This is a genomic window from Pseudomonas sp. IPO3747 (genome assembly GCF_013385245.1).
Lineage (GTDB): Bacteria > Pseudomonadota > Gammaproteobacteria > Pseudomonadales > Pseudomonadaceae > Aquipseudomonas > Aquipseudomonas edaphica.
The window spans coordinates 672216-685030 of sequence record NZ_JACAQL010000004.1 but is presented as its reverse complement, the minus strand read 5'-3'; the positions used below and the strand labels follow the sequence as shown (position 1 = coordinate 685030).

Below are 12815 nucleotides of genomic sequence, written 5' to 3'. Positions count from 1 at the left end.
CGCATTCATGGCTGTTGGTCTTGGTCCTTTGCCCACTTTGCACCCGGTCGCCGGTTTTGAACTCGGTATCGCTTCGGCCGGCATCAAGCGCCCGGGGCGCAAAGATGTAGTGGTGATGCGCTGTGCCGAAGGCTCGACGGTTGCGGGCGTGTTCACGCTCAACGCGTTTTGCGCCGCACCGGTCATCCTGGCCAAGCAACGCGTGGCAGGTTCGATCCGTTACCTGCTGACCAACACCGGCAATGCCAACGCCGGTACCGGCGAGCCAGGCCTGGTTGCCGCTGCGCGCACCTGCGCCAAGCTGGCCCAGTTGACCGGCGTGGATGCCAGCCAAGTGCTGCCGTACTCCACCGGCGTGATCGGTGAGCCGCTGCCGGTGGAAAAAATCGAAGGCGCGCTGCAAGCCGCACTGGATGACCTGTCTGTGGATAACTGGGCGGCTGCGGCCACCGGCATCATGACCACCGACACCCTGCCCAAAGGCGCTAGCCGCCAGTTTGTACACGATGGCGTGACCGTTACCGTGACCGGCATCAGCAAGGGCGCGGGCATGATCCGCCCGAACATGGCCACCATGCTCGGCTACATTGCCACCGACGCCAAAGTCTCCCGCGACGTGCTGCAGCGCCTGATGCTCGACGGCGCCAACAAGTCGTTCAACCGCATCACCATCGATGGCGACACCTCGACCAACGACTGCTGCATGCTGATCGCCACCGGCCAGGCCAACCTGCCGGAAATCACCTCCACCGAGGGCGCGCTGTTCGCCGCATTGAAGCAGGCGGTGTTCGAGGTGTGCATGGACGTGGCCCAGGCCATCGTGCGTGACGGTGAGGGCGCAACCAAGTTCGTCACTGTTGAAGTGAACGGCGGCGCTAACCACCAGGAATGCCTGGATGTCGGTTACACCGTGGCCCACTCGCCCCTGATCAAGACTGCACTGTTTGCTTCCGACCCGAACTGGGGCCGCATCCTCGCTGCCGTCGGCCGTGCCGGTGTGCCGGACCTGGACGTCAGCAAGATCGACGTGTTCCTTGGCGACGTGTGCATTGCCAGCCGTGGCGCTCGCGCTGAAACCTACACCGAAGCCCAGGGCTCGGCGGTGATGCAGCAAGAAGAAATCACCATCCGCATCGAGTTGGGGCGCGGCGACTGCAGCGAAACCATCTGGACCACCGACCTGTCCCACGAGTACGTAAAGATCAACGCGGAATACCGCACCTGACAGCCAAGAGGAAAACCTGGTGAAACGAGTGCATGTAGCAGCAGCGGTGATCCGTGGCGTCGACGGCAGGATCCTGCTGGCACGCCGTGCCGATACCCAGCACCAAGGCGGCCTCTGGGAGTTTCCCGGCGGCAAGGTGGAGGCTGATGAGTCGGTCGCAAGCGCTTTGTCCCGCGAGTTGCAGGAAGAACTGGGCATCCAGGTCACCACGGCGCGCCCGCTGATCAAGGTGCAGCATGACTACCCGGACAAGCAGGTGTTGCTGGATGTCTGGGAAGTCTCGGCCTTTACCGGCGAGCCCCATGGTGCCGAAGGGCAGCCGTTGGAATGGGTGACGCCGCGGGACTTGCTCAACTATGAGTTCCCGGCGGCGAATGCACCGATTGTTGCGGCTGCCCGTTTGCCCGCTGAATACTTGATCACACCAGGCGAACTGGAAGCCCCCACCTTGTTGCGAGGTGTCCAGAAAGCCATTGCCGGTGGCATCAAGCTGGTTCAACTGCGCGCGCCCAACGGTTACGACCCTAAATACCGTGACCTGGCGGTGGACGCGGTGGGCCTGTGTGCCGGCAAGGCGCAACTGATGCTTAAAGGGCCGTTCGAATGGCTGGGGGATTTCCCTGCCGCCGGCTGGCACATGACCTCGGCGCAGTTGCGTAAATACGCGAGCAAAGGCCGCCCGCTGCCGAAGGATCGCTGGTTGGCGGCTTCTTGCCACAACGCCGAAGAGCTGGCACTGGCAGAGATGATGGACGTGGATTTCGTCACGCTGTCGCCGGTGCAGCCGACCCAGACTCATCCCGATGCCCAGCCGTTGGGTTGGGAGCAGGCGGTAGAGTTGATCCGTGGGTTCAGTAAACCGGTGTTTCTGCTGGGCGGGCTTGGGCCGGCTGAGCGGGAACAGGCTTGGGAAGCCGGGGCTCAGGGTGTGGCAGGCATTCGCGCGTTCTGGCCTGAGGCATGATGATCGTTCCCACGCTCTGCGTGGGAATGCCTCTTGTGACGCTCCGCGTCACGCTTTGGGACGCGGAGCGTCCAGGGCTGCATTCCCACGCAGAGCGTGGGAACGAACTTAGTGAGGCTTGGCCGCCGCCTGCCACAACACTTCCACTACACCCTGACGCTTGGCAATCACCCGCGCCGCCACAAACAGCACATCCGACAACCGATTGATATACGCAAGCCCCACGCCTTCCAACGGCTCAATCGCATTCAACTGCTGACACCGCCGCTCCGCACTGCGCGCCAGGCTGCGGCACACATGGGCCTGGGCAATCAGCGCTGAACCGCCGGGCAAGATGAAGTTTTCCAGCGGCCCGACTTCCTCATTCCAACGGTCAATCGCCGCTTCCAGCCGGTCGACTTCTGCGGCATTCAACGCTTTGTACACAGGCATCGCCAACTCACCGCCCAAGTCGAACAAGCGGTGCTGGCACGGCGTAAGCACCTCGATCACCTCCTTGAGCTGCGGGTGCTGGCCGCTCTGTTCTTCAAGGTTGGCCAGCAGCAAACCCAACTGGCTGTTCAGCGTATCCACCTCGCCAATGGCTTCCACGCGAGGGTGGTCCTTGGGCACGCGACGGCCATCACCCAGGCCCGTCTCGCCCTTGTCGCCGGTGCGGGTGTAGATCTTCGACAGGCGAAAGCCCATGGTCATTGCTCCAGTTGAGTCAGTTCATAGGGTGGCATCTGGCTGCCGGCCAACGGCAGGCGCAGGGTAAAACAGGTGCCTTGGCCGAGGGTGGAATGCACTTCCATCTGGCCTTTATGGTTGTTGGTGATGATGAAGTACGACACCGACAGCCCAAGCCCGGTGCCTTGGCCGATTTCCTTGGTGGTAAAGAACGGCTCGAACGTGCGTTTGCGCACGTTTTCGCTCATGCCGATGCCATTGTCTTCCACCTGGATCTCCGCCCACGGCGGGTTGAGGCGGGTGCGCAAGATGATGCGCCCCGGCTCGCTGTCGTCTTCACGCAGGTGAATGGCTTGCGCAGCGTTTTTCAGCAGATTGAGCAGCACCTGTTCCAGCTCGTTGGCGGTACCGGGCACCGGGCCCAGTTGCGGGTCGAACTGGCGGATGATCGCCTGGCCCTTGAAGTCGAAGCCGATGGTCAGGTCGAAGTCGTTACCGGCAATTTCCACGGCCTGGTCGATCAGTGCCGGTAAGTCGCACGGCGCCATCTGGCGGTTACTGCGGCGGCTGAAGCTGAGCATATGGGTGACGATTTTCGCCGCCCGCGCGCCGGCTTGCTGGATGCCATCGAGCAATTGCGGGACTTCGCGGCTTTGCAGGTAGTGGTTGACCGTCTCCAGCTCGATACCCGCCTGTTCGGCGTGTTCCAGGTTCTTCGGCAGGTCGGGGGACAGGCGCCGGCGGATGTTCTGCACGTTATGCAGGATCGCCCCCAGCGGGTTGTTGATTTCATGGGCCATGCCCGCAGCCAGGCCGCCCACGGAGAGCATTTTTTCCGACTGCACCATCATTTCTTCCAGGGACAAACGCTGGGTGATGTCGTCGATACGGATCACTACGCCGCGCCCGGCACCGCCCATCAACGGGTAGAAGGTCAGGGCGTAATGCTTGGGTTCGTCATCCTTGATCCAGGTGACACGCTCAATGCGCTCCACCGTGTGCTGCTCCACCGTGGCTTTTATCTGCGGCAGGTACGGTTTGAGCGGCTGGAAGGCGAGGAAGATCGGCTGGTTCAGCGCTTCATCCAGGCGCGTGCCGGAAAGCGCCGTGGCTTCCTGGTTCCATTGGGTGACGTAAAGCTGCTCATCCAGGGCGATCAGCGCCGACGGCATCGAGTCGATGATGCTGTTGAGGTAGTTCTGGAAGCCGGTGAGCTTTTTCTCGATCTTGCTGCGCACCTGCACTTCCAGTTCGAGCTTGCGGTTGGTGTGGCGTGTTTCTTCGGCCAGGCCCTGGGCTTGGTCGTAGGCGGCCTGAGAGTCGTCTCGCGCACGTTTGAGCTGCTGCTCGCGGGCTTCGATGCGCGACAACATGGTGTTGAAGGCTTCGGCCAGGCTGCCGATTTCATCATGGTTGCCGCGCCCGGCGCGCAGGGCGTAGTTCTCTTCGCGCGTCACCTGGCGTGAAAGCTCTTCCAGCTCATGGATCGGGCGGGTGATCAGGCGTTTGATCTGGCGGGCGATGATCAGCCACAGCAATACGCTGAAAATCAGGATGCCGAGGCTGGCGGTCAATGTGCCGGTATAGAACGCCATAGGCAGCTCACTGCTGGCCACCAACAGCAAATGCCCGGACGGCTGGCCGGCGCGGGGCAGGGTGATGACCTGGTTGCTGCGAAACTCAGTGAGGCGCCAGGCTTCGATATGCCGGTAGTTTTCCGGCAGGTGCAGGCGGTTGCCGTGCTGCATCTGCGCCAGCAAGGTGCCGTCGCCGTCGTACAGCGCGGCGGCGCGTAATGGCGAATAGCTGGTCAGCTCATTGAGCAGGGCGTCGGCCTTGGCCGGGGATTCAAGGGCTTCGGCGGCCAGCGACGGGTTGGACACCAATCGACCGATGGCCTGCAACGCCTGGGGCGCCATGCTTTCCTGGGAGATCCAATAGGCGGCACTGATAAACGTCAGGTTGGCCACCAGTAATACCGTGGTCAACAGCACCAGCAGGGCGGCCAGCAGTTTCTGCCCTACCGGTAGATTTTCTAGACGCTGGCGCAGTGGCATCAGGTTTTTTCCAGGTGATAGACAGGTAGGCAGGGTAGCGCGTGCCTCAGTCGCTGGCCAATCCGCGTGTGTGCAAGTAGTCGACCAGGCGCGCCCGCAACTGTTGCAGATGCGGCAGCACCAATTGATGGCGCTCTGCCGCCTGGCACGCATAACCGAGCAGGTAGCTGATTTCGGTGCGACGGCTGGAGGCCACGTCCTGATACATGGACGAATAATTGGCCGCGGTGGCCTGGATCACCCGTTGCACTTCGCTGTGCAGGTCCTGGGCGGCGGCGGGTTGGCCGCAGCATTCGAGCAACTCGCTGAGTTCGGCGCACAAGGTCGCGACTTCGCATTGGTGGGCTTGCAGGCCGCCGTTGCGGCACTGGTAAAGCACGGTCAATGGGTTAATGGCGCAATTGAGCGCCAGCTTGCGCCATAAACGCGTCAGGATGTCGGTGCTCCACTCATGGGGAATGCTGGCGGCGTGCAGGTCGTCCAGCCACAGCGCGGGAGTGGGGTGCCGCGCGTCTCCCAGCCAGGTGTAGCCGTGGCCGGCGAAGACCACGCGCCAATCGCCGTCGCGAAACGCGCCTTCGGTGCTGGAGGCAAAGATACAGCGGGCCTGGGGTAATTGCGCGGCCACCGCGTCCTGGCTGCCAAGGCCGTTTTGCAGCAGGATCAGCTCAGCGTCGGGTGCCAATCGGTGTTGCAGCTGTGCGATGGCGCTTTGGGCGTCGTAGGCTTTGCACGCCACCAGCAGGCGATGAATCGGCTCGGGGCTGTCGGGTGTTTCGCCGATCACCGGGTAAGTATTTTCTATGCCGTGTTCCACCAGGGTCAGGCCGCTCGCCTTCTCATAGCTGGTCAGGCGTGCTGCATCGCGCACTATCAGCCGCACGGGCAGGCCCGCGCGCGACAATCGTGTGGCCCAGAGGGTGCCCAGGCTGCCGGCGCCGAGAATATGCCAGGTGGTCGACATCAGTTTGTGCTCCGTAGGGTCGCCTGCGATGAATGGTGCGAAAGAACCGCTATAATGCCTCGGCATTTTAGCTTGGGCGCGCTCCATCTCTACTGAGCCCGCCCCTTATATTGGAGAAATGACATGCCTTCGTTCGACGTGGTATCCGAACTGGACAAACACGAAGTCACCAACGCCGTCGAAAACGCCGTCAAGGAGCTGGACCGTCGCTACGACTTGAAGGGCAAGGGCAGCTTCGAGTTCAAGGAAAAGGAATTGACCGTCAACCTGACCGCTGAAGCCGATTTCCAGCTGGAAGCGATGATCGAGATCCTCAAGCTGTCGTTGGTCAAGCGCAAGATCGACGCACAGTGCCTTGAAATCAAGGACGCCTACGCCTCCGGCAAGCTGATGAAGCAGGAAGCCGTGCTCAAGGAAGGCATCGACAAGGAGCTGGCGAAGAAGATCGTCGCTCACGTCAAAGATGCCAAGCTAAAGGTCCAGGCCGCCATCCAGGGCGAGCAGGTACGTATCACCGGCAAGAAGCGTGACGACCTGCAGGAAGCCATTGCTGCCCTGCGCGCCAAGACCTTCGACATGCCGCTGCAGTTCAATAACTTCCGCGACTGATGGCACATTGGGGAACCTGTGAGCGTTTTTGACGTCCCACGCCCCAGAAACAGTGCCTACACTTGAGCCCTTCGGGGCTCATTTGCGTTTTAAGGCAGTCAATTAAGCCGCACATCCGCGCAACAGGAGAAGATAGATGGATTTAAACGTTGAAATGGATCACCTGATCAAGACCTCTGAGTCTTGGCTCCCGATGATTATGGAATACGGCAGCCGGTTTTTGCTGGCCGTGGTCACCCTGGCCATCGGTTGGTGGCTGATTAACGTGTTGACCCACCGCGTGGGGCGTTTGCTGGCGCTGCGTAATGCCGACCTGGCGCTGCAACATTTCATCACTAACCTTGCCAACATCGCGCTCAAAGTCATGCTGGTGGTCAACGTGGCCTCGATGATCGGCGTGGCCACGACCTCGTTCGTGGCCGCGATTGGTGCCGCTACTCTGGCCATCGGCCTGGCATTGCAAGGCAGCCTGGCGAACTTCGCCGGTGGCGTACTGATCCTGTTGTTCCGTCCGTTTCGCATTGGTGACTGGATCGAAGCACAAGGCACTTCCGGTACCGTCGACAGCATCCAGATCTTCCACACCGTGTTGCGCACCGGCGACAACAAAACCGTGATCATCCCTAACGGTAGCCTGTCCAACGGCCTCATCACCAACACCAACCGTCAGCCGACCCGCAAGGTGGTGTTTGATGTGGGGGTCGACTACGAAGCCGATTTGCAGAAAGCCCGTGAAGTGCTGTTGGAGCTGGCCAAAGACCCACGCGTGCTGGCTGACCCTGCGCCTGTGGCAGTGGTGTCGACCTTGGGAGACAGTTCGATCACTGTCTCCCTGCGTTGCTGGACCAATACCCCGGATTATTGGGATGTGGTGTTTATGCTCAATGAACTGGCGCGTGATCGTTTGAAAGGGGCGGGTATTGATATTCCGTTTCCACAGCGAGTTATTCGCGTGATGCAAGAACCGCTTGCCAAATAACTAAGCGCGGGTTGTCGAACTTGGCCGATAGGTCAAGTTTGATGCGTAAGGCCAATGTAGTTACTTAGCTTGCTAGTTATTTTTCTTGTGTAATAAAACTGAAATAAAAAAGCCGCTCCCTTGCAAAGCAGGGGAGCGGCTTTTTAGTTAAGGCTTACGCCTTAAGTCATCATTGTAATTAAACAGCTAATTACAAGATGTTCAGCGGGTATTGCGCGATCAGACGCAGTTCGTCGATCGACGCCGAACCGTAGTACACGCCATCAGACGAACGATAGGTCGCTTGACGAACGCGCAGGCTCAGGTCTTTTGCCGGGCCGCTCTGAACCACGTACTTGGCTTCGATGTCGCGTTCCCACTCTTTGCCGTTCGAAGTGGTGCCAGTGTTGGCGCCGCTACCGCTGACATAACGAGTCATGAAGCTCAGGCCTGGCACGCCGAAAGTGGCCATGTTCAGGTCGTAGCGAGCTTGCCAGGATTTTTCGTCTTCAGCGTTGAAGTCGGAACGGGCGATGGAGTTGGCCAGGAAAATCGTGCCGCCGCCGTCTACGCCGTAGCCGTAGTCACCGTCACCGCTGACTTTCTGGTAGGCCAGGGTGAACGTGTGAGCCTGGATGGTGTACGCGCCTTGCAAGCTGTACGCACGGTTATCCAGTTTGGTGGTGTTGTCTTTTTCTGCGCGCTGCAGGCCGGCGCCATCGCTTTTGGTGCTGTAGATGTTGAAGTCAACGGCCAGGGACTGATCGTTGCTCAGCGCGTGAGTCCAGTTCAGGTTGGCGTAGGTCTTCTTCCAGTAGTCTTCGGTCTTCGCGTAGTAGAGGCTGGCGCTGACTTCCGGCGTCAGGGCATAGACACCACCGATAAAGTCGGTTTTGGTCAGACCCAGGCTGTCACGGTATGTCTGTGCTTGTGCCACGCTCGAGGTGAAGTGACCGCCTTCGAGTTTCAGGCCCTTGATCTCGTTGCTGGTGATCGAGATACCTTGCGGCAGCTCTGGCAGCAAGCGGCTGTCGTCGGACGCGAACACAGGCGCGGTGGTGTACTGGTCGCCGACTTTAAGCACGGTGTCGGAGATGCGGAACTTAACGGCGCCGCCGCCTTTGGAGTAGTCGTCTTGCGAGCGACCGTCGGCACCGGTAGGGAACAGGCCAGTGCCCGAGCGACCCTTGCCGCTGTCCAGTTTCACGCCCAGCAGGCCGATCACGTCAACACCGACACCGATGGTGCCTTGGGTGTAGCCAGACTGGAACAGACCGTTGAAGCCCAGGCCGGTTTCATTGGTGTAGCTCTTGCCGGAATCGTTATTACGGAAGTCCCGACGGAAGTTCAGCAAACGGGTATTGATGCTGAAAGTGCTGTCTTCAACAAAGCCCTTGGAATCGTCCTGGGCGGACGCCATTGCGAACTGCGAGGTGCCTGCTGATACAGCCAGGGCGATCATGCTCCACTTCATCACGCGCATCGTGATTTGCTCCTTTGGTTTTAGGAAGAGTACTGCCGTCCCACCTGTATTTTTATCTGGGCGGCTCTTTCTTTTTTGTGTCGGCGCAAAGTTATATCACGCAGACCCTATTGACGATACTTACTCATCTATCCTTTCAGCTTCTTTACGAGGCTGTCGTAAATTGCTATTTCCCTGTCGCAAATTCACAGCCCGAGTGTGACCAGGCTGACAACTAAAGTGCAGTATTCATACCCCTTGCGAAGTTTGAACTCATCCTTGAAAGGCACCTGAACGCTACTGTTTCTTATCGCGTAACACCTGTATCCATACGGGTGCCGTTGCCGACGATACGGGTGTGAATGCAACAAGCGTGCACAAAGCGGTAACCGAATGTCATTTTTTCGTGAAAAACGTTACGGCCGTGTAAAAACCGCATAAGCACGGGCTTTTTACGTCGTTTGGTTTGGGCTTGACGCCCCGCTGAAACACCTGTTGGGAGGTACAAAAATCCTGTGCCAGGGTAAAGCGTTACCGGTTCACCCCTTGAGTGGGTAATTGGCGGATCCCTTTGAGGCACGGGTGGGTCATTTTGGTGCATCCCGCTGAGGCCCGATTTAGCGTAGCTCAAATATTTGCCTGCCTCGAAAGGGTGCGTGCTTTTTTGCCCGGTTGCCTGAACGCTCCCGCATTCGCCGTGAAGCCTCGGGCATTCGAAGGTATGCTGGGCACCTGAAATTGACCTGCCGAACGGAGTGCCGCGTGTTCGCCTTAGACCAACGCCTGCAACAAGACACACTGGCCATTGGGGACTTCCCGCTCTGCCGCCTGCTGCTGTCCAACGACGCCAATTACCCCTGGTTCATCCTGGTGCCGCGCATCAACGGTATCAGCGAAGTGTTTCAACTGGATGTCGCAGATCAACAGATACTGTGGCAAGAAACGACAGTCTTGGCGCAACAGCTCAACACGGGCTTTGCCGCCGACAAAATGAACATCGGCGCGCTGGGGAATGTCGTCAGTCAGTTGCATGTGCATGTGATCGTGCGCAAACGTGACGATGCGGCCTGGCCGGCACCGGTCTGGGGCAAACACCCGGCTCGGCCTTATACCGAAGAGCAAGTGGCGGCGATTCGCAGCCAATTGCGCGGGCTATTGCCTGCCGACTTCATCTTTAGCCAGGACTGAATCATGGACCTGCAAGACCGCGTTACCGATCTGGAAAGCCGCCTGGCCTTCCAGGACGACACCATCGAGACCCTCAATGACATCCTGGTCACTCAGCAGCGTGCGGTTGAACGCCTGCAAATGCAGATGACGGCGCTGCTCAAGCGCCAGGAGGAAATGGGCGGGCAGTTCGAGACCTCCGAAGAAGAAGCACCGCCGCCACATTATTAATCGGCCCTTCGTTAAACAGCCGCGCATAAAAAAACCGCGATCCAGCTCAGCCGGATCGCGGTTTTTTTATGCGCTGCGGGTAGGAATCAGCGACGCGGCAAGGCCGCAATCACGTCTTCGGCTTGCAGGCCTTTGTCGCGGTTCATGACGGAGAACTCCACGCGCTGGCCTTCGACCAGGACGCGATGGCCTTCGCCACGGATGGCCCGGAAGTGGACGAAGATATCGTCGCCCGAATCGCGGGAAATAAAGCCGAAGCCTTTGGAGGTGTTGAACCACTTGACGGTCCCGGTATCCCGGTTGGTCATGTCGTAGTTTTGCGACGCCGCGGCAGGCGACGAACGGTAGAAGCTGATGGCCAGGTGAAGAACGATGGCGACCACAGCAATCACCAGGCTGAGCAGGATGGCCGGGTGGCCGCCCACTTCAGGCATAGGTGCCAGGAGGGTGAGGGTTTGCACGACAACGGTCAGTACCAACAGCGCGCTGACCAGGTTTTGCAGTTGATGACGCGTGCCTTTGTTCCAGTAAGGGATTACCGGTGCGAGCGTCAGGTTAAGAAGGCCGAACAAGGCCAGGTACAGGGCGTCGTGTTGTTCCAGGTACGGCAGGCTTTCAGGCTGCAGACTCGGAATAAAGGACAGCAGCAACGCTGCAACGCCCGTCAGGAGGTGGACGATTTTCAACATTTTGATTAACTCACGTTAAGACGGATCACAAGGAAGAGCTGACTGGCACGGTTCGCTTCTGAACAATGGGAGGCGTTGAGCACGTGCGCGGGTATCAGCCTATGTGGCGTACCGCAGAAATGAACGGTAACCACACGCCGCCTATTTAACAGCAAAGGCTGTGCCTACTCAAATCAAGCATTTCGGGGCGTTGCAAGGGCAAAGGCATTTCTGCGTCAAACCCTTGTCCTAGACAGTGGCAGGGTTTGCGAGCGGTAATTTTAAAGTTTTCCGACTCGTCACAAAGGTTGGCTTGTCGCTCATAGGCACAGCCGTGGAGAGGGGCGATATGTCGCACGCTGTCTACCTGTGTCGGGCTGCACACCGCCGGCACTCTTGCTAGAGTGGTCCTGCACCTGATCAATGAATGTTCGTCAATTGAAGGGGAAAAACATGGCAATCGATATTGGTATCAGTGAAGAAGATCGTAAATCCATCGTCGATGGGCTTTCACGACTGCTGTCCGATACCTATGTACTGTATTTGAAAACCCACAACTTCCACTGGAACGTCACGGGGCCCATGTTTCGTACGCTGCACTTGATGTTCGAGGAGCAGTACAACGAACTCGCGCTGGCGGTGGACTCCATTGCCGAGCGTATCCGCGCCCTGGGCTTCCCGGCGCCGGGTGCTTATTCGATCTATGCCCGGCTGTCTTCGATCAAGGAAGAAGAGGGCGTGCCCAGCGCCGAAGAGATGATCAAGCAACTGGTGGCCGGCCAGGAAGCCGTCACCCGCACCGCGCGCGGTATTTTCCCACTGCTCGACAAGGTCAGCGACGAGCCGACCGCCGACCTGTTGACCCAGCGCATGCAGGTTCACGAGAAAACCGCGTGGATGCTGCGTTCGTTGCTTGAAAACCAGTAAAGACACCCCCTGAGCGGCGCCTTCCCGGCGCCGCTCGCTTGTTTCTCCGCATTTCCTGGCGTTGTCCTACAACTTTCCAATCCGCGTCTTCTGGCTGCCCCTCTCGCCCTGCTGTTTTATAGGCCCACTGCCCAATGGGAGAAACCCATGGGCTGCTGTTTGGCAATGGAGTGTCAGGTGTATGTCACGCGGAGTGGGTAATGGAGTGATGGAAAACGCCGGTTTTCACAAGATAAAGGTCGACCCCTTTGCCAAAGGGTTCGACATGGGACTGGCCAAGCCATTGTCCCGGTCGGTCAGGCTCAATGGGTTTTCCACCTGCCTGCGTCTTGAGCAGATCTACTGGAATATCCTCACGGAGATAGCCAGGATCAATGCCTGTTCAGTCAGCGCGTTGCTGTCGTATGTCGATCGGGAAGTGCATTTGCGTTACGGGGGAGTGAAGAACTTCAGCGGGTTGGTGCGGGTGGTGTGCGTGGTCCACGTATTAAAAGATCGTGCCAGCGCCACGGGCCTGGATTAAACCGCCGGTTGCGAAGCAGGCCCACCGTCAAGGCGGGCCAGGCTTCGGGCAGAAAGCCGGCTGCGCTGTGTCGATTTACCAGATATAATCCCGCGCTTTGCTGCGCGCCCCTGGCTTATCCACAGGGTGGGCGTGGCGCAGTTACGATCTGATCGCCGAGACATCTCCATGCCCATGTACGATTATCAATGTGCTTCCTGTGGTCATCAGTTGGAAGCCATTCAGAAGATCAGCGCCGCGCCGCTGGTCGATTGCCCTGCCTGCCAGGCACCTGAGCTGAAGAAGATGTTGTCCATGCCGGGCTTCCGCCTGAGCGGCGGCGGCTGGTATGAGACCGACTTCAAGACCGGCGCCAAGAAGAATCTGGCGGGCGGCGACAAAGCAGACTGAG

14 protein-coding genes are annotated in these 12815 nt (G+C 59.1%); 9 read left to right on the top strand and 5 right to left on the bottom strand.

Annotated features, from left to right (window positions below; translation table 11 throughout):
• Window positions 1-7 precede the first annotated feature (7 nt).
• Together argJ and HX790_RS10165 are read left to right on the top strand one after the other, a co-directional pair.
• Entirely contained in the window at window positions 8-1225 is a 1218-nt protein-coding gene (argJ, locus tag HX790_RS10170; protein ID WP_176991498.1) for a bifunctional glutamate N-acetyltransferase/amino-acid acetyltransferase ArgJ, read from the top strand.
• 19 nt (window positions 1226-1244) lie between these two features.
• Window positions 1245-2189 (top strand): Nudix family hydrolase, encoded by a 945-nt coding sequence (locus tag HX790_RS10165; RefSeq protein ID WP_169985148.1) that lies wholly within the window; start codon window positions 1245-1247, stop codon window positions 2187-2189.
• 108 nt (window positions 2190-2297) lie between these two features.
• Here the strand turns inward: HX790_RS10165 and HX790_RS10160 are convergent, their stop codons facing one another.
• Genes HX790_RS10160 through HX790_RS10150 form a run of 3 tightly spaced genes read right to left on the bottom strand, consistent with a single transcriptional unit; the run spans window position 2298 to window position 5879 of the window.
• On the bottom strand, window positions 2298-2876 hold the full coding sequence (locus HX790_RS10160) for a cob(I)yrinic acid a,c-diamide adenosyltransferase (RefSeq protein ID WP_017139799.1): 579 nt from the start codon (window positions 2874-2876) through the stop codon (window positions 2298-2300).
• Window positions 2877-2878: 2 nt separating this feature from the next.
• A complete protein-coding gene (locus HX790_RS10155; RefSeq protein WP_017139800.1) occupies window positions 2879-4915 on the bottom strand; it encodes an ATP-binding protein in 2037 nt (678 codons plus the stop codon).
• Window positions 4916-4961: 46 nt separating this feature from the next.
• Entirely contained in the window at window positions 4962-5879 is a 918-nt protein-coding gene (locus HX790_RS10150; RefSeq protein WP_170039899.1) for a putative 2-dehydropantoate 2-reductase, read from the bottom strand.
• A gap of 123 nt (window positions 5880-6002) precedes the next feature.
• Here HX790_RS10150 and HX790_RS10145 point away from each other — a divergent pair, with 123 nt between their 5' ends.
• Both HX790_RS10145 and HX790_RS10140 read left to right on the top strand, forming a co-directional pair.
• On the top strand, window positions 6003-6488 hold the full coding sequence (locus tag HX790_RS10145) for a YajQ family cyclic di-GMP-binding protein (RefSeq protein WP_003209785.1): 486 nt from the start codon (window positions 6003-6005) through the stop codon (window positions 6486-6488).
• Between the two features lie 136 nt (window positions 6489-6624).
• Entirely contained in the window at window positions 6625-7467 is an 843-nt protein-coding gene (locus HX790_RS10140) for a mechanosensitive ion channel family protein (protein ID WP_099549392.1), read from the top strand.
• A 190-nt stretch (window positions 7468-7657) separates the two neighbouring features.
• Here HX790_RS10140 and HX790_RS10135 read toward each other — a convergent pair whose 3' ends face one another.
• Complete coding sequence (locus tag HX790_RS10135; RefSeq protein WP_099549393.1) at window positions 7658-8929, bottom strand: OprD family porin; 1272 nt, start codon at window positions 8927-8929, stop codon at window positions 7658-7660.
• Between the two features lie 741 nt (window positions 8930-9670).
• Here HX790_RS10135 and HX790_RS10130 point away from each other — a divergent pair.
• Together HX790_RS10130 and HX790_RS10125 are read left to right on the top strand one after the other, a co-directional pair.
• The gene (locus tag HX790_RS10130) at window positions 9671-10096 is read left to right on the top strand and encodes an HIT domain-containing protein (RefSeq protein WP_017139804.1); all 426 of its coding nucleotides are present in this window, start codon (window positions 9671-9673) and stop codon (window positions 10094-10096) included.
• 3 nt (window positions 10097-10099) lie between these two features.
• Complete coding sequence (locus tag HX790_RS10125) at window positions 10100-10306, top strand: SlyX family protein (protein WP_017139805.1); 207 nt, start codon at window positions 10100-10102, stop codon at window positions 10304-10306.
• Window positions 10307-10392: 86 nt separating this feature from the next.
• Here HX790_RS10125 and HX790_RS29740 read toward each other — a convergent pair whose 3' ends face one another.
• Window positions 10393-10995, bottom strand: coding sequence for a cold-shock protein (locus HX790_RS29740; RefSeq protein ID WP_003193875.1), 603 nt, complete (start codon window positions 10993-10995; stop codon window positions 10393-10395).
• 432 nt (window positions 10996-11427) lie between these two features.
• Here HX790_RS29740 and HX790_RS10115 point away from each other — a divergent pair, with 432 nt between their 5' ends.
• The 3 genes from HX790_RS10115 to HX790_RS10105 all read left to right on the top strand — a co-directional run bounded on the left by HX790_RS10115 (window position 11428) and on the right by HX790_RS10105 (window position 12814).
• On the top strand, window positions 11428-11901 hold the full coding sequence (locus HX790_RS10115; RefSeq protein WP_003193874.1) for a Dps family protein: 474 nt from the start codon (window positions 11428-11430) through the stop codon (window positions 11899-11901).
• A gap of 181 nt (window positions 11902-12082) precedes the next feature.
• Complete coding sequence (locus HX790_RS10110) at window positions 12083-12424, top strand: ribbon-helix-helix domain-containing protein (RefSeq protein ID WP_176991497.1); 342 nt, start codon at window positions 12083-12085, stop codon at window positions 12422-12424.
• Window positions 12425-12592: 168 nt separating this feature from the next.
• Window positions 12593-12814, top strand: a complete 222-nt coding sequence (locus HX790_RS10105; protein WP_017139808.1) for an FmdB family zinc ribbon protein — start codon at window positions 12593-12595, stop codon at window positions 12812-12814.
• Window position 12815: the final 1 nt, after the last annotated feature.